This is a genomic window from Gluconacetobacter asukensis, from assembly GCF_014174375.1.
GTDB lineage: Bacteria > Pseudomonadota > Alphaproteobacteria > Acetobacterales > Acetobacteraceae > Gluconacetobacter > Gluconacetobacter asukensis.
The window spans coordinates 62,506-77,962 of sequence record NZ_JABEQE010000007.1; the positions used below are offsets into that span (position 1 = coordinate 62,506).

Below are 15,457 nucleotides of genomic sequence, written 5' to 3' on the forward strand. Positions count from 1 at the left end.
GGAGCAACATGGTGGCCGATTCCCTGATCGATATCCTGATCCCGGCCTATAATGCGGAAGCGACCATCCGCGAGGCCATCGACAGCCTGCGCGGCCAGACCATCGCCACGATCCGCATCGTTGTCGTCGATGACGGTTCGACCGACGAGACAGGCCGGATACTGGCCGAGCTGGCGTCGCAGGACCCGCGGATCGTGGTTTTGACGCAGCCGAATGGCGGTATCACAGCCGCGCTGAACCATGGGCTATCGCTGTGTCGCGCGCCGTTTATTGCCCGGCTGGATGCTGACGATCTGGCAGCGCCCGACCGTCTCGAGCGGCAGGTCGGATACATGACGGCGCATCTGGATTGCATCGCCCTGTCCGGTAGCGGCCGGCATATCGATGCCCACGGGCGTCCGACGGGCGACAGGGTACGCGCCCCCCGGATAGACCGGGCCGATCCGTCCTGGCTGCCGGCGCGCGAGCCCTATCTGCCCCAGCCTTTCCTGATGATGCGGCGCGCGGCGTTCGACCGGGTAGGGGGCTATCGCAGTCTGGCGGTGGCGGAGGACAGCGACCTGTGCTGGCGCCTGCAAGAAGTCGGAACCATGCTGAACCTTCCGGAAGATTTCGGTTCGTACCGGGTGCATGCGAACAGTATTTCCAGCGCCTCGATCCGCAATGGGCGGTCGATGGCGTTCTGGTCGCAGATGGCGGCGGTGTCTGCCCGCCGGCGCCGGGCGAGGCAGCCCGACCTGGCCTTTTCCGCGGATGAATTGCGGCGTTGCGCGCAGGCGGTTTCGCTGGAGGATTTTCTGCATGCGGGTGCGGCAGTCCTGAGCGCGGACGAACGGTCCTGGCTGGCGCTGGCCATGGGGATGAAGCTGGTCGCGCTGGCTTTCTACCGTCCGTTTGAACTGGATAGCACGGATTGCGGCTTCATCCGCCGCGCGCTGCGGGATCCCTCCATCTCGATCCGGGCGGAAAATCGGGCGGAGATGGCGGATCATCTGATGGGAACAGCGACGCGGCTGGCCATTCGCGGGCGCTTCGGCGATGCACTGGGGCTGGTGGCGCCCGCGCGCTATCCGGTGCTGCTGGGGCGTATCTCGTTCCGGCTGATTTTGCCTCAGGGGGTGCGGGAGATGTTCAAGCGTCTGGCCGGCCGTGCCCAGCCGGCCTGACGGCGTGATCGCGGCATCGGGCCGCGCGGGTAACGAAGCAGACAGGAAGGGGAACGCATGGCGGAACAGGGGCGGAGCCCGGTGGCGGGTCCAGGTGGTCTGGGCCGGGCGGCGACGAGCGGCGTGTTATGGCTGATGGTGCAGAGCCTGGCCGCGCGTGGGATCGGCTTCGTCTCCCAACTGGCCCTGGCATGGCTGCTGACGCCTGAAGATTTCGGGATCATCGGCCTTGCGTATACGGTTTTTGGCATCACCAATGCGCTGGTCAGCTTCGGGGTAGACGATGTCCTGCTGCAGCGGCAGAAGGCCATGGCGTTCTGGTCCGCGCCGGCATTCTGGATTTGCCTGTCGCTCGGTCTGCTGGGCATGGTGGGCATGTTGGTCGCGGCTCCGTTTGCTGCCAGATGGTACCAATCGCCGGAACTGGTCGGCCTGATTGCGGCGCTGGCGATTGCAACGCCGATCAAGACCCTCGCCACCGTGCCGTCGGTCCGCATTCGCGCCGATATGAATTTCCGTTTTCTGGCCGCTTACAACACTTTCGAGATCTTCGCCCTGCAACTGGGTACGATCCTGCTGGCGTGGCTGGGATGTGGCGCCTACAGTTTTGCGATTCCCATACCGCTGCTGGCGATGACTAAGGCTGCCCTGTTCTGGTGGAAGGCGCCCCCGCGGATCGCCCGTAGTTTCCGTAAGGTCCAGTTGAATTATATTATGGGCAGCAGCACCACCGTTTTCGCCACCAGGACGATCATCGAAATTATCAATCAGGGTGACTATATCGTGCTGGGGTTGATTGCCTCGCATTCCGTGGTCGGCCTCTATTTCTTCGCTTTCCGCTTCTCGGCGCAGCCGGTGCGGATGCTGGCCGGCAATTTCATCAATGTTCTGCTGCCTGCATTCGCACAACTGCGTACCGACCCGCAACGCCAGACCGAGGCCGCACTGAAGGCCTGCCGCCTGCTGGCCTATATTGTCGTGCCGTTCTGTTTCCTCCAGGCCGTCCTCGCGGGTCCCGGCCTGCATTTCCTGTTCGGTGAGCGCTGGATGGCGGCGGTGCCGTTCGTGCAGATCCTCAGTCTCGGGCTTCCGTTCGACGCGGTGTCGTGGATTACGGGCTCGCTGCTCAGTGCCCGGCGCGAATTCCGGCTGGCGCTGATCTTTGCCGTCATTTCTGCCCCGGTCTTCTTCGGCGTGGTGATCGCAGGGGGGGTGGCCGGCAATGCGATGGGTGTCGCGGTGGCTGTGGCGCTCTATTATTTTACCTATCCCCCGCTCTGCTCGCTGCTGATTCTGAACCGCTGCGGGGTGCCGGTCGGGCGGGTGATGGAACTCTACGTCATTCCCTTTGTCATTTCGGCATGTGCCATGGGGCTGGGATATGCGGGTTCCCTGCTGCCAGTCATCAACGCCCATGATCTGTCCCGGATTATCGTGATCGGGGTGGTGGGCACGGGACTGTATCCGGTCATGCTGTTCGTGCTGCGGCGCAACGTGTTTGACCAGCTTGCCGAGCGGTTCGGCGGCATACTGGGCAAGGCGCGGCGCGTCAGCGTCCGTGGTCCTCAGTCGGTGGCCACCGGGGGGTGATCATTCGTCTGTCCGTCATGCATTCGGGGACCGGGGCGGCTATCGCTCGCCGGAACGGCGCGGCAGCGCACGCAGGACGCGGCGGACGGTCCTCAGGCCCCTGATTATGGGCTGAGGCAGAACGTTATGGAGGGCCGCCTGCAGGCGCGCATTGGCCGATCGGCCGAAACGTGGGACGTAGAGTGTGGAAGTCCGGCGCCGACGCACGCGCTGAGTGCCAGCGTCGCTGGTATAGAAATAGGCGATCACCGCCATGCGTTCGCGTCCCGCAAGGATTGGCGTGGGGTGGCCGTGCGCCGCGATCGCCGATTGTTCCATCAGGACGGTACGTCCGAAATGCGGAATGATCTCAACCGCGCGTCGTGCCGGGTTCATCGCCCATAATTCCAGATTACCGCCGCATGTTTGATCCCATTCGTCGTTAAGATAGGTTATGATTACCAAGCGGTTGGTCAGCAACGTCGTAGGATGATGTTGGAAGTCGATGTGCAGATCAAAAAAACCCTGTCCCGAGACAACATGCAGACCGCCGCCATAAAGCGTGGGATCGGGAAGCAAGGCTTCAATCCCAGTCAATTGTGTCATGAGCCGCAGGAAAGGGCCAGAATTGATGAAATCAAAATATTTTTGAAGATATGGTGGGAAATCAGAGTCCGGTTGGGTGCCGCGTTTCTTCTGCAGCGCCGTATCGAAGGATTTCCAGCACAGATTGCGGTCTTCGCGGCACTCGTTCAGGATGTTGCGTATCCAGGAGGCGGGAAACAGGTCATCGACGATCAGATGGGGAAAGGGCTGGGCCGCCAGATACTGCGCTCTCAGCCGGTCTGGCTGGTCCATGAAACGGAGGTCCTGGACGGAATAAAGGTTCGCCGATCGTGTTTCGATACCTGGAGCCATGCAGCCGCCCTTTTTGCTTGTTCTATGGCCGGTTTACCACGGCGCGGTACAAACGGATTCCATCTAATACGACGGCAAAGGAAGGATAGGATGCTCGGTTCCTGTCAGTTTGATCAGATGCAGATATGCAAACGCTATATCGATGCGCCAAGTGAAATTTTGCACTGGTTGGATCATATATTTCCTCTCTGGCTTTTACAACATTTCATTGCAAAATAAAGGAATGCAGGACGGTGCGGAGAAATATTTCGCGATATCGAGAAACAATCTTGTTGCTCGGGACAGCAAATCAGGCAGTCACGCTGTAACGTGGCCATGTCGATGATAAAGCGGTATTTCACGTTAAGGCCCGGTATCCAGGTTTATACAACTTCGGTCTTGTCCAAGTTGATCGGGATTAGCTGGCACCACAGAGATGGCTCCAGGAAATCGGACAGGCATGAGTGTCATTTTAGTTCGAAAATCGTAATTAATGTACGCTGACCATATCGCTTCTGGTTCCCGGTGCTGGATTGAAAGTTCCAGATGGGAACCTGACCTCAGATCTGAAAGGTTGTCGTATATATTGATCATGTTATAGGATTATATATCAAGTGATGCCTGCGGCAAGGTTTCTGTTTGCTTGTTATGCGGCAACGCGGGGTATTCCACGCGTCACCAATCGCAAGTATCGTTGGTTGCCTTCCCCCGCAACCATCTTGACTTGCGACGCAAGAACAGAGCCCGAACCGGCAACGGTCGGGCTCTTTTGCTTTGCCCCCGCCGCGATCGTCAGGATGCCGGCGAGGTCGCCGTGCAGTTCCACGCGCAACGCGCCATCGACTGGCGTCAGCACAATTCGCTCAATCAGGGAGCGGATGAGGTCGGCTGCCTCCAGGCGGGTGGTATCCTGTTGCAGAGCGTTGTGCAGGGCAGTGACCCGCTCGCGATAGACGACCGCCATGCTGGGATGTAGGACAGGCGGCGGTTCGTCGATCGTGGCCAGGGTTTCCTCGGCCTGGGCTTTCCGCCGTTCCAGTTTCTGGCTGCGTTCCTTGATTCGTTCTTCGGGCAGGGTGCCTTTGAGCAGGGCATCCATCAGCGTGTCGAACTCGCGCTCGACGCGCTGGAGTTCAGCCTTGGCGGCGCTGATGCCGGCCGAGGCCTCGATCCGCTGCTCGTTCATTCGGCGGGTGAATTCATCGCAGAACACCGCGAACAGCTCTGGGTCCATCAGATGGGTCTTGAGCGCGGTCAGCACGCGGGATTCCAGGGCGTCGCGGCGGATGTTCATTCGATTGCCGCAGGTGCCCTTGTTGCGGGCGGTCGAGCACCCGACCAGGGTGCCGGACACCATCGAATAGCCACCGCCGCAGCAGCCACATTTGGTCAGGCCGGTGAACAGATATTTGCCGCGCTGACGCTCGTGCAGGCGGTTGGTGTCGCCGGTGTCGCGGTCGATCTTGATCGCCTTCTGCGTGGCCTTGACCTTGTCCCACAGCGCCTGGTCGATGATCCGCAGTTCCGGCACCTCCTGGATAACCCAATCGTCCGTTGGGTTGGGGCGGGAGACCCGCTTGCCGGTCTCGGGATCCTTGAGATAGCGCAGCCGGTTCCAGACCAGGCGGCCGATATACATCTCGTTGTTGAGAATGCCGGTGCCGCGCTGGCGGTTGCCGTTGATGGTGGTGAAGCCCCAATCACCGCCCGTGGGGGCGGAGATGCCGTCGTCGTTGAGGGCGACGGCGATCCGCTTGGGTGAGCGGCCGTTGGCGAACTCATGGAAGATGCGGCGGACGATAGCCGCCTCGGCGTCGTTGATGCTGCGATTGCCGCGGATCGGCTCGCCACGATCGTCGATCTGGCGCACCACGTCATAGCCGTACGAGTTACCGCCGCCGGATTTGCCGTCCTCGATCCGGCCGCGCAGACCACGGCGGACCTTGTCGGCCAGATCCTTGAGGAACAGGGCGTTCATGGTGCCCTTGAGGCCGACATGCAGGTGGGTGACGTCGCCTTCAGACAGGGTGACGATGCGCACCCCGGCGAAGGCCATGCGCTTGTGCAGGCCGGCGATGTCCTCCTGGTCGCGGGACAGGCGGTCCATGGCCTCGGCCAGCACGATGGTGAAGCGGCTGCGCTGCGCGTCCTGCACCAGTTCCTGGATGCCGGGTCGCAGCAGCAGCGAGGCGCCCGAGATGGCCCGGTCGGTGTAGCTGTCGACGATGCTCCAGCCCTGTTTCGTGGCGTGCTCCCGGCAGAGCCGGAGTTGGTCCTCGATCGAAGCGTCGCGCTGGTGGTCGGAGGAATAGCGGGCATACAGGGCGACGCGGGTCATGGACGGCTCCTATTCTGTCGGGCCGGTCTTCCTGCGGTTGCGCGCGGCGTTGATATAGTCGTCGGCGGCCTGACGGGCGAGAAGACGGACCAGGGCAACCAGCCGGGGATCGCGCGTGCGGAGCGTCAGGGCGAGGCGGTCGGAAGCCGCGTCGTTCCCCCGTGTAGGCACGATCTTGCTGGCGTCGGTCATCGTACCATATCCCCGATCCAAGGCGCATCTCAAAAATGCTGGCAGGGTCTTGGTAGATCATGCAGAGAGCCGGATGGAATGGCTCAGGGCGGGTGTTCGTGGAGGTAAGCGGCAGTGGCGGGAGATACTGACCGATGGCGGTTGGTGATGATGTTCGGCGGCCGAAGTGGTGCTTAGACGGTGCATGGCGCGTGGGCCTATGCCTCTTTGGGCTGATATCAGTCAGGTTGCTCGCGCCTTCATGTCAGACGCTCTGCCTCTACCGTCAGCGCTCCGAACGCCGACATAAACTGGGTGTCGACTTTTTAGTTTGGATGGGCCGCTGTGTGACCATAAGCAGACCCTACAGTCTGGCCGAAAGGCGAATCTACACGAGAGATCAACTTAGAATGCTGCGACTAAAACATACCAGGAGGCAGTTGTCATAGCGCCGGGCCGATATCCCGGATCGGGTGGCCAGCGAACCATCCCGACAGTGTCCCCAACGCTCCGGGCTCAAGCCGATGCGTGAAGACGAGCGCCAAGCGCCGCTTCGGCCGGGAGACCGCGACATAGAACAGGTTACGGTAACGCTCGTAGGCCGCCGTTCGAGTGCCGATCAGGCTAGGGCTTCCGGCCATCTTAAGATAGAGATTGAAGTCGTAATCGTTCCAGCCGCGCCCCAACACGACGAGGACATTTTCGAACTGGTCGCCCTTCACCCCGTGCTTGGTTTCAAACGGCGAGTGACCATCGAGATATTCGCAGAGCGCGATGACCTCTTGGTAGGACACTGCATGAAGCGCATGGAGTTCCTTGACGCGTCCAGTCAGCGGCTCGCCGCCCGCAAGTGCGTCCGCAAGCGCTCTCTCCTGGCGCACAACCGCGTCTGAGAGAATCGGCAGGCCCGTGGAGGACAGGTGCGCGATCACGTCGCCGACCGTGCCCGTGTCACGAAGTTCGCAGAGCCGCCTCATGGCGTCCGCCCACCTAACCTTGTCGGACGGCCCGTTCATCACCGGACGCTCGGCATCAATCGCTTCGAACATCGATCGCTTCGGCCGCTTCCGCCTCGTCCAGCATCGCGCGGCATCGTTCGTAAAAGGCGCGGCCGAGTTCGGTGACACGGAAGCGGCGGCTCGATCGTTCGATCAGCCGCGCGCCCAGCCGGCTTTCCAGATCCGCTATGCGGCGGCTGAGCTTGGATTTCGGCTCGCGCAGGATGCGGGCCGCCGCCGAAAATCCGCCATGGGCCACGACCGCGACGAAATAGACATGATCGTTGAGGTCGCGCCGTTGCATCGTTCCTCCAGATGAACGCTGTGTGCAGAAACTGCTGTCTACACGATTTATCGTTCCAGGAGCATGTCTGTCTCACCGGCGCAAACAGCGTCGAAAACAGGGAGCAGACCAATGACATACGGATTTGACGGCAAAGTGGTGATCGTTACCGGCGGCACGAGCGGCATCGGACTCGCGACGGCCCGGGCCTTCGCCGATGAGGGCGCGTTCGTCTTCATCACCGGGCGGCGGCAGGACGCGCTCGATGCGGCGGTCAGCAGCATCGGCGGCCGGGTGACCGGCGTGCGGGGCGACATGGGGCGTCTTGAGGATATCGACCGGCTCTATGACGCGGTTCAGCAGAAGCACGCGCAGATCGACATCGTGTTCGCGAATGCCGGCGGCGGCGAATTCGCCCCACTGGGCGCCATCACGGAAGAGCATTACCAGTCGACCTTCGACAGCAACGTCAAGGGTGTGCTGTTCACCGTGCAGAAGGCGCTGCCGCTGCTGCGCGATGGTGGCGCGGTCGTGCTGAATGCCTCGAACGTCAGCGCGGCGGGCACGCCGGCGCTCAGCGTCTATTCCGCCACCAAGGCCGCCGTGCGCAGTTTCGCACGCAACTGGATGCTCGACCTCAAGGACCGGCACATTCGGGTGAACGCGGTCAGCCCCGGCGTCACGGACACGGCGGGCCTGAACCAGCTCTTTGGTGGTGGCGATCAGGCCGAGGGCACCAAGACCTATCTTGCCGGCCTGATCCCTGCCGGCCGGGTCGCCCAGCCTGAAGAGATCGCACGCGCCGTGCTGTTCCTGGCATCGAGCGAGGCGAGCTTTATCAACGGCATCGAGCTCTTCGTCGATGGTGGGCAGAAGCAGATCTGAAAATCAGCATGGGACAGCCGGCGGCCATTGGATTGCGATCCGACCGGCCGCCGGCCCACGGAGAATCGTCATGACCGATACCGTTACTTCCCTTCTTGCGCGCAATCTGCATGGCGTCTTTGGCGAAGCCGACGACGCCCGGCGCCGCGTACTGGTGGACGAACTCTTCACCGAGGACGCGCTGTTCGTCGAACCGGCCGGCGTCACGCGTGGCCGCGCCGCCATTGCCGCCATCGCGGGCAAGATCCGCGCCACCCATCCGGGCTTTGCCTATGCCGAACTCGCCCCGGCCGAAAACCTGCACGGCCTCGCTGGACGACTGCGCTGGACGTCCGGGGAGCCCGGGCGGCCCCCATCCTATGCGGGCACCGACATCATTGTCGTCGAGAATGGTCGCATCGCGGCGCTCTATCTGTTCTTCGATCCGCTGCCTGTGAAAGACGTAGCCTGAAATTGACAGCGGAAGCCGAAGTCTCAGAAGGGCAGGTTCATATTCTGCCGCACATGGCAATGCCTGGACGCGGTCATTCTCAAATTGACGTTCGACGAACGGGCAGATTATCGTGCATCTCGTTCCGAAACCGGCATAAAATGGTTCGGGGTCGATCGGATATGTCAGTGTTCCGACGGATGGCTGGGCGGGACACGGCGTTGCCCTTTGATGAGGACGGACCAGCGGTGCTAGGCGGCGTGAGGAGGGCAGCAGGGATGTCGGGTCCGACCTCTGGGGATTATGATGTCCGCACTGTTTTCTCACGACCAGCTTCATGCCTGGGAATGGCGGATACCGTTTCTGCCAGGCCTGTCCGTCGTGCCGTTCGGATTTTTCCTGCGACGGGAATGCAGGGGGTTTCCCTCATCATCTTCCGAGATCCTCGACCAGGTGAATATCTTCCTGATCTGACGCTTATGTCCGGACCTTGGGCGTCAGCTACATGATTTCGGTGCTGCACCACTCCCCCTCCAAAAACCTGACATAGGAAGGCCCCCATGGTTTCTCTGCGAGACATTGATCCTTATCTCGACGAACTGACGGCGCTGCGCCACGACCTGCATGCCCATCCCGAAATCGGCATGGAGGAGCATCGCACAGCCGACCTCGTAGCGCGGGAGCTTGAACGCCTGGGCATCGAAGTGCATCGCGGTGTCGGCCGGACGGGAGTGGTGGGCGTCCTGCGCGTCGGCAACGGTGAGGGGGCGATCGGGCTACGCGCGGACATGGACGCGCTGGCGATGGCGGAGGCGAACGATCTGCCCTATCGCAGCACCATTCCCGGGATGATGCATGCATGCGGCCATGACGGGCATACGACGATGCTGCTGGGCGCTGCCCGTTATCTGGCGGAAACACGCCGGTTCAACGGGACGGTCAACCTGATCTTCCAGCCGGGGGAGGAAGGTGCCGGGGGCGCCGAGGCCATGATCGCCGACGGATTGTTCGAACGGTTTCCATGCGATTCGGTTTTCGGAATGCATAACAGGCCGGGGCTGGATGTCGGGCAGTACCGGATCACGCCGGGGCCCGCGATGGCGGGTGGTGCGTTTTTCACTGTGACGGTCGAGGGGCGCGGCGCGCACGGTGCACGGCCCGAGGACAGCATTGATCCGGTGCCGGCCGTGGCGCAGATCACCCTGGCCCTGCAGACCATCGTATCGCGCAACATACCGCCCGAAGAGCGCGCCGTGGTCAGCATCACGCGTTTGAGCGGTGGGGACGCATTCAATGTGATTCCCCAGACCGCGTCGCTGGGCGGCACGATCCGCTGCTTCAGCCGCGCGCTGATGGAGAAGATCCGCGAACGGATCGAGGCGGTGGCGGCGCACACGGCGGAGGCGTACGGCGCGCGGGCGACCGTCTCGTTCCGGCCGATCTTCGCGCCCCTGATCAATGACAAGGAACAGGCGGCGCTCTATGCCGACGCCGCCGCCGAGCTGGTCGGCGAAGGGGCCGTGGACCGCCATGGTGCGGCCGTCATGGGGTCGGAGGATTTCAGCTTCATGACGGAACGGGTGCCCGGTGCCTACATCCATGTGGGGGCGGGCGCGGGACGTACGCTGCATCACGAACTGTATGATTTCAACGATGCAGTCATTCCATACGGGGTGGCGCTCTATGCAAGCATCGTCGAACGCAAGCTGGCCCCGGAGGCGTTCTGACGGCATTTTCCGTCATTCCGCCACCGCGCCTCAGGTCGCGAAATTGAGGACGCTCAGGCGTTGCCGGTCGAAGCGGCCGGGATCGTAAGGCATCGGGTCGATGAAGGGTGCCTCGCCCGCGATCCGTTCGGCGCAGAGCCGGCCGGTGACGGGGCCGAGCGTGAAACCCTGATGGGCGTGACCGAAATTCAGCCACAGGCCGGGATGCCGCGCGCACGGGCCGAGGGCGGGCAGCATGTCCGGCAGGCATGGGCGCGCGCCACGCCAGGGGGCTGCGTCGAGCGGCTTGCCGATGGGTAGCAGGGTGCGGGCGATCGCGATGCTTCGCGTGATTTGCCGGGTCGCGGCGGGGGCCTCGCGCCGTGCGAATTCGGCCCCCGTGGCGATCCGCAATCCGGATGGCGTCGGAATCATGGCCACACCCTGTTCGGTCAGCAGCATGGGCGTCGCAAGGGCGCCGTCCAGCGCGACATGCATATGGTAGCCACGCTTGACGAACAGCGGAAAGCGATATCCCAGCGGGCGCAGGACCATGTCGCTCCACGGACCGAGGCAGATGACGGCGGTTTCGGCATCCAGGTCGCCGTCCTCGCCCGTCACGCGCCAGCCGGCGCCGTGGGGCCTGAGGGTCTGCGCATCCCCCGTGGCCAGCGTGCCCCCGGCAGCTTCGAACCCCCGGGCATAGGCTTTGACCAGGCCGCCGGGATCGGAGACGGCAAACGGCGATGTCCAGTGGATGGCACCGGCAAGCTGCCGCTGCAAGGTGGGTTCTTCCCGCGCAAGCGTGGCGCCGTCCAGGACGGTGTGGGGGACGCCGAAGCGTTCCGCGACCTCCTTTGCGTGGTGCAGGGCCGTCTTCATGGTGGCCTGGGATTGGAATATCTGCTTCCAGCCGCCGGCCCGCATCATTCCCGTGGCATTGGCCTGCGCCGCCATGGCCTGGTGTTCGGCCAGGCAATGGCGGACCATGCGTTCATAGGCCATGCAGATAGGATCGTACCGGCCGGGAAGGGAATTCCAGAAATACCGGGCGAGCATCGGGGCCAGCGTCGGTAGATCGCGGGCGCGCCATGCGGTATCGTTGCCCATGCCGAATGCGATGCGGGCCAGCCGTCCGGCATCCATCGGAAACGCGTATGGCATGACGGCTTCGCGCTGGATCAGGCCCGCATTCCCGAACGATGTCTCGTTCCCCGGCACGCGGCGGTCGACGAGCACGACATCGAAGCCACGCTGGCGCAGATGCCAGGCGGTCGCCGTTCCCACCATGCCCGCGCCGAGAACGATCGCGCTGCGGCCTTTTGCCTGCCCATGGACCATTGATGCTTGTTCCTTGAAAAGAGGTGTCAACGAAAGCAGGGTTGCGAACGGGTGCCGATATGTCCCTGGTGGAAACGGTCAGATGGCGAGCGGACGGTTATCCACCACCTCCTTCATGACGAAGAAGGTCCGGGTCTGGAGCACGCAGGGCAGCGCGATCAGTTCCGACGCGTGAAGCCGGCTGAAATCGTGGATGTCGCGGACGCGGATCTTCACGAAGAAATCGAAATCTCCCGCCACCAGATAGCAGTCGAGGATCGCCGGCATGGCACGGGCGGCCGTTTCGAACGCGGCGAAACTGTCCGGTGTCGAACGGTCCAGCACCACGCCGACGATCGCCAGCGTCGCCAGATCGACGGCTTCCGGCGCGACCTGCGCCCGCACGCTGCGGATGAAACCGTCCTCGAACAGGCGTTGCGTCCGGCGGTAGCAGGTCGCCGGGCTGAGATTGGCCTGACGCGCGAGGTCGGCATTCGATGTCCGGCCATCCTGCTGCAGCAGGCGCAACAGCTTGCGGTCGATTCGGTCCAGCGTTTTGTCCATGAAAGGATCTTTCAGAGATGGCGCAATATTTGGACAGATAATCGGGAAACCTGAAAAAATACAGGAAAGGGATGTCGTCAAGGGTGGAAGTTCGAAAGCCCATTTCATTCCTTTTGTGGCACGATTGGGATCGTTCTTCCGATCAAGGGGCTTGAAATGCTTAATCTTTCCCGCTTCGCGCGCTATCCGCTCACCTTCGGGCCGACGCCCATCGAATTCCTGCCGCGCCTGAGCGAGAGCCTGGGCGGCGACGTGCAGATCTACGCCAAGCGCGAGGACTGCAATTCCGGCCTGGCCATGGGCGGCAACAAGCTGCGCAAGCTGGAATATATCGTTCCCGACGCCCTGGCGTCCGGCGCGGACACGCTGGTTTCGATCGGCGGTGTGCAGTCCAACCATACGCGCCTGGTTGCCGCCGTCGCGGCCAAGATCGGCATGAAATGCCATGTGATCCAGGAAAGCTGGGTGCCCCATGACGACGCGGTGTACGATCGCGTGGGCAATATCCTGATGACCCGCCTGATGGGCGCGGACTCCCGGCTGGTCGATGAGGGCTTCGATGTCGGGATCCGCGATAGCTGGCTGCAGGCGCTGGAGGAAGTGAAGGCGAAGGGTGGCAAGCCCTATGCCATTCCCGCCGGCGCGTCGGTGCACAAGTTCGGCGGGCTGGGCTATGTCGGTTTCGCCGAGGAGGTTCGGGCCCAGGAAGCGGAACTGGGCTTCAAGTTCGATTTCATCATCGTCTGCACGGTGACCGGTTCGACTCATGCCGGCATGCTGGTCGGCTTCGCCGACGACGGACGGGCGCGGCAGGTGATCGGAATCGACGCGTCCTTCACCCCGAAACAGGTGAAGGCGCAGGTGCTCGATATCGCGCAGAAGACCTCGGCCTTGGTCGACGGGCCGGAAATCGCCGGCGATGACGTGGTGCTGGTCGAGGATTATGCCTATCCCGCCTACGGCGTGCCATCGAAGGAAACGGTGGAGGCGATGCGCCTGGCGGCGCGGACCGAGGCGATGATTACCGACCCGGTCTACGAGGGGAAATCGATGCAGGGCCTGATCGACCTTGTCCGCAAGGGCTTCTTCCCGAAGGGGTCGAAAATCCTCTATGCGCACCTGGGCGGCGTGCCCGCGATCAATGGCTACAGCTACACGTTCCGCAACGGCTGAACGGTTCGGGCGGTTCGCGGACGCCACGCGCGGCGGATGGCCGCCGCGCGATCGTCCGCCTCGGGGGCGGAGGGCGTTACGCCTCCACCGCATGCGGGTCCTCGACAATCGGCCAGATCGGGCGGCTGAGTTTGCGATAGCGGGTGCGGCGGGCGTCCGACGGATAATGCGTTCCGGCATCGACATAGAGGATCTCGTCCGCCACGGGCTGGAATGCCGCGTAGAAATGGTTGGTCGATTTCACCACCAGGTATTTCTTTTCGGCGATGTCGATGCCCAGGCCGGAAAAGATGTCCGGGTCGAATGTCTGGGCGCGGTTCGTGTTCAGGATGACGTCGACCCGCGTGCCGGCGATCCGGACCACGGAAGAGGCCCCTAGGGGCACGCGGCTGGCGCCGAAACTCTCCCAGGCCTCGGTGACCGCCTTCAGGACCGTGACGGTGGCATCGATCGGATCGCCCGCGCCGGGGCCGCTCTTGCCGCCGAAGCGCAGCGTGAGGGTCGCCCCTTCGCCTGCGGCCAGGCAGAACGTGACAGCCATCGGATCCCAGATCGTGGCCACGCCGACATCGTTCAGGCCCGCATCCAGCATGGCCCGCAGGATCAGGGTGCCGTCGCCGGCCACGCCGCCGCCGGGATTGTCCCATGTGTCGGCCAGGACGACGGGCCGGGTTGCGCCTGCCGCGACGCGGGCGGCCGCCAGATGCAGGGCCTCCTCCACCCCGTGCTGGGTCATGCGGGTGGCGCCGCGCAGGGCAAACAGGTCCATCCCCTTTTCGCGGGCAAGGCGCGCGCCGCGTTCCGGGTCGTTGTCGGTGATGACCACCATGCGCGCGCCGAGTTCGGGCACGTCGCCGGCCAGGAAGCCGTGGATCAGCGAGACGCTGAGCACCGTATCCTGCCCTTCCAGTGCGCGCAGGCTGTCGATGAAGCCGCGCATCGGCTGCTGGCTGGTCGGCAGGACGTCGATCATCCGGCAATCGAAGACCGAGATCACCGGACGGATTTCGCCACGCACCGCGCGCAGGGTCAGATCGACGACCTGTTCGGCGCGCGCGACGAAGTCGGTATGGGGAAATTCCAGGAAGGCATTGAGGATATCGAGGTTTTCGACACGCTTCGGCGTCAGGTGGCTATGCGGGTCGAACGTCGCGCCGATCACGGCGTCCGGCCCCGCCAGCGCACGGACGCGCGCCAGAAGGTCGCCCTCGCAATCGTCATATCCCTGCGCGACCATGGCGCCATGCAGCCCCAGCACGACGGCATTGACGGGCAGGGCGGCGCGAAGCTGGTCCAGGATTTCGTCGCGCAATGCCTCGTAAGTCTGGCGCTGGACCAGGCCGCCGGGGTCGGCCCAGGTGGCGGTGCCCTCGACCAGTTCGAACCCCTCGCGGCTTGCCCGGCTGCGCAGGGACGGAAACACGGCGGAGCACAGTGTCGGCGTCGCGGGGTGCCGGCCCGGAGGGGCGTAGAACGCGGCGAGGAAGTTCGCGCGATCGGTGGGAACGGGTGAGAATGTATTGGTTTCCGTGGCGAGGGAGGCGACGAATACCTTCATGATCGGATTGTCCTGTTCGGCGGCGGGCGGAGGCTAGAGCGGCTTGTAGGCGATCGCCTCGATCTCGATCGTGATGTCGATCATCAATCCGGCCTCGACCGTCGTGCGCGCCGGGGGGGCTGAGGGGAAGAAGGTCGCATAGACCGCGTTGAAGGCGCCGAAATCCTTCCGGTCCGTCAGGATGACAAAGGTCTTGACGACGTCGGAAAGGTCGCAGCCCGCAAGTTTCAGCGCGGCGGCTATATTGTCCATGACGACCCGGGTCTGCACGCTGACATCGCCCGCGACCACCTGGCCGTCGCGCACCGGCACCTGGCCCGAGACATAGACGAAATCCCCCGCGCGCACGGCGGGGGAGAGCGGGACATGTGACTGACCGAAAACCGTCTTCATCATGAA

General features: G+C 63.3%; 15 protein-coding genes. 6 read left to right on the plus strand and 9 right to left on the minus strand.

Annotation, left to right across the window (positions count from 1 at the left end; all coding sequences use genetic code 11):
* The first annotated feature begins 8 nt into the window (after nucleotides 1–8).
* Nucleotides 9–1,166, plus strand: coding sequence for a glycosyltransferase family 2 protein (locus HLH35_RS09685; RefSeq protein WP_220790618.1), 1,158 nt, complete (start codon nucleotides 9–11; stop codon nucleotides 1,164–1,166).
* A gap of 57 nt (nucleotides 1,167–1,223) precedes the next feature.
* Entirely contained in the window at nucleotides 1,224–2,756 is a 1,533-nt protein-coding gene (locus HLH35_RS09690; RefSeq protein ID WP_182978944.1) for a lipopolysaccharide biosynthesis protein, read from the plus strand.
* Between the two features lie 39 nt (nucleotides 2,757–2,795).
* On the opposite strand, the gene HLH35_RS09695 is transcribed toward HLH35_RS09690, so the two are convergent.
* The 5 genes from HLH35_RS09695 to HLH35_RS09715 form a co-directional block, all read right to left on the minus strand.
* A complete protein-coding gene (locus HLH35_RS09695) occupies nucleotides 2,796–3,593 on the minus strand; it encodes a 2OG-Fe(II) oxygenase (protein ID WP_246384995.1) in 798 nt (265 codons plus the stop codon).
* Nucleotides 3,594–4,278: 685 nt separating this feature from the next.
* Nucleotides 4,279–5,970, minus strand: coding sequence for a recombinase family protein (locus tag HLH35_RS09700; protein ID WP_182978946.1), 1,692 nt, complete (start codon nucleotides 5,968–5,970; stop codon nucleotides 4,279–4,281).
* Nucleotides 5,971–5,979: 9 nt separating this feature from the next.
* Complete coding sequence (locus HLH35_RS09705) at nucleotides 5,980–6,162, minus strand: hypothetical protein (RefSeq protein WP_182978947.1); 183 nt, start codon at nucleotides 6,160–6,162, stop codon at nucleotides 5,980–5,982.
* A 422-nt stretch (nucleotides 6,163–6,584) separates the two neighbouring features.
* On the minus strand, nucleotides 6,585–7,190 hold the full coding sequence (locus tag HLH35_RS09710) for an ATP-binding domain-containing protein (RefSeq protein WP_220790619.1): 606 nt from the start codon (nucleotides 7,188–7,190) through the stop codon (nucleotides 6,585–6,587).
* Nucleotides 7,174–7,443, minus strand: coding sequence for a LysR family transcriptional regulator (locus tag HLH35_RS09715; protein WP_182978948.1), 270 nt, complete (start codon nucleotides 7,441–7,443; stop codon nucleotides 7,174–7,176). The genes HLH35_RS09710 and HLH35_RS09715 overlap by 17 nt, the downstream gene beginning before the upstream one ends.
* Before the next feature lie 111 nt (nucleotides 7,444–7,554).
* On the opposite strand from HLH35_RS09715, the gene HLH35_RS09720 reads away from it, so the two are divergent.
* The 3 genes from HLH35_RS09720 to HLH35_RS09730 all read left to right on the plus strand — a co-directional run bounded on the left by HLH35_RS09720 (nucleotide 7,555) and on the right by HLH35_RS09730 (nucleotide 10,464).
* A complete protein-coding gene (locus HLH35_RS09720; RefSeq protein WP_182978949.1) occupies nucleotides 7,555–8,307 on the plus strand; it encodes an SDR family NAD(P)-dependent oxidoreductase in 753 nt (250 codons plus the stop codon).
* Nucleotides 8,308–8,377: 70 nt separating this feature from the next.
* A complete protein-coding gene (locus HLH35_RS09725; RefSeq protein ID WP_182978950.1) occupies nucleotides 8,378–8,758 on the plus strand; it encodes a nuclear transport factor 2 family protein in 381 nt (126 codons plus the stop codon).
* A gap of 539 nt (nucleotides 8,759–9,297) precedes the next feature.
* Complete coding sequence (locus tag HLH35_RS09730; protein WP_182978951.1) at nucleotides 9,298–10,464, plus strand: M20 aminoacylase family protein; 1,167 nt, start codon at nucleotides 9,298–9,300, stop codon at nucleotides 10,462–10,464.
* A gap of 30 nt (nucleotides 10,465–10,494) precedes the next feature.
* On the opposite strand, the gene HLH35_RS09735 is transcribed toward HLH35_RS09730, so the two are convergent.
* Together HLH35_RS09735 and HLH35_RS09740 are read right to left on the minus strand one after the other, a co-directional pair.
* Complete coding sequence (locus HLH35_RS09735) at nucleotides 10,495–11,784, minus strand: NAD(P)/FAD-dependent oxidoreductase (protein WP_182978952.1); 1,290 nt, start codon at nucleotides 11,782–11,784, stop codon at nucleotides 10,495–10,497.
* Nucleotides 11,785–11,862: 78 nt separating this feature from the next.
* Nucleotides 11,863–12,327, minus strand: coding sequence for an Lrp/AsnC family transcriptional regulator (locus HLH35_RS09740; RefSeq protein ID WP_220790620.1), 465 nt, complete (start codon nucleotides 12,325–12,327; stop codon nucleotides 11,863–11,865).
* A gap of 156 nt (nucleotides 12,328–12,483) precedes the next feature.
* On the opposite strand from HLH35_RS09740, the gene HLH35_RS09745 reads away from it, so the two are divergent.
* The gene (locus HLH35_RS09745; protein WP_182978953.1) at nucleotides 12,484–13,500 is read left to right on the plus strand and encodes a 1-aminocyclopropane-1-carboxylate deaminase; all 1,017 of its coding nucleotides are present in this window, start codon (nucleotides 12,484–12,486) and stop codon (nucleotides 13,498–13,500) included.
* Nucleotides 13,501–13,576: 76 nt separating this feature from the next.
* Here HLH35_RS09745 and HLH35_RS09750 read toward each other — a convergent pair whose 3' ends face one another.
* The gene (locus tag HLH35_RS09750; RefSeq protein WP_182978954.1) at nucleotides 13,577–15,058 is read right to left on the minus strand and encodes a M81 family metallopeptidase; all 1,482 of its coding nucleotides are present in this window, start codon (nucleotides 15,056–15,058) and stop codon (nucleotides 13,577–13,579) included.
* Nucleotides 15,059–15,091: 33 nt separating this feature from the next.
* Complete coding sequence (locus HLH35_RS09755; protein WP_182978955.1) at nucleotides 15,092–15,454, minus strand: RidA family protein; 363 nt, start codon at nucleotides 15,452–15,454, stop codon at nucleotides 15,092–15,094.
* Nucleotides 15,455–15,457 lie beyond the last annotated feature (3 nt).

Bases quoted from the DNA above. Each gene is read 5' to 3' on its own strand.
- HLH35_RS09690 (WP_182978944.1), top strand. From the start codon at position 1,224: ATGGCGGAACAGGGGCGGAGCCCGGTGGCGGGTCCAGGTGGTCTGGGC.
- HLH35_RS09685 (WP_220790618.1), top strand. From the start codon at position 9: ATGGTGGCCGATTCCCTGATCGATATCCTGATCCCGGCCTATAATGCG.
- HLH35_RS09725 (WP_182978950.1), top strand. From the start codon at position 8,378: ATGACCGATACCGTTACTTCCCTTCTTGCGCGCAATCTGCATGGCGTC.
- HLH35_RS09735 (WP_182978952.1), bottom strand. From the start codon at position 11,784: ATGGTCCATGGGCAGGCAAAAGGCCGCAGCGCGATCGTTCTCGGCGCG.
- HLH35_RS09740 (WP_220790620.1), bottom strand. From the start codon at position 12,327: ATGGACAAAACGCTGGACCGAATCGACCGCAAGCTGTTGCGCCTGCTG.
- HLH35_RS09705 (WP_182978947.1), bottom strand. From the start codon at position 6,162: ATGACCGACGCCAGCAAGATCGTGCCTACACGGGGGAACGACGCGGCT.
- HLH35_RS09720 (WP_182978949.1), top strand. From the start codon at position 7,555: ATGACATACGGATTTGACGGCAAAGTGGTGATCGTTACCGGCGGCACG.
- HLH35_RS09755 (WP_182978955.1), bottom strand. From the start codon at position 15,454: ATGATGAAGACGGTTTTCGGTCAGTCACATGTCCCGCTCTCCCCCGCC.
- HLH35_RS09695 (WP_246384995.1), bottom strand. From the start codon at position 3,593: ATGGACCAGCCAGACCGGCTGAGAGCGCAGTATCTGGCGGCCCAGCCC.
- HLH35_RS09750 (WP_182978954.1), bottom strand. From the start codon at position 15,058: ATGAAGGTATTCGTCGCCTCCCTCGCCACGGAAACCAATACATTCTCA.
- HLH35_RS09710 (WP_220790619.1), bottom strand. From the start codon at position 7,190: ATGTTCGAAGCGATTGATGCCGAGCGTCCGGTGATGAACGGGCCGTCC.
- HLH35_RS09745 (WP_182978953.1), top strand. From the start codon at position 12,484: ATGCTTAATCTTTCCCGCTTCGCGCGCTATCCGCTCACCTTCGGGCCG.
- HLH35_RS09715 (WP_182978948.1), bottom strand. From the start codon at position 7,443: ATGCAACGGCGCGACCTCAACGATCATGTCTATTTCGTCGCGGTCGTG.
- HLH35_RS09700 (WP_182978946.1), bottom strand. From the start codon at position 5,970: ATGACCCGCGTCGCCCTGTATGCCCGCTATTCCTCCGACCACCAGCGC.
- HLH35_RS09730 (WP_182978951.1), top strand. From the start codon at position 9,298: ATGGTTTCTCTGCGAGACATTGATCCTTATCTCGACGAACTGACGGCG.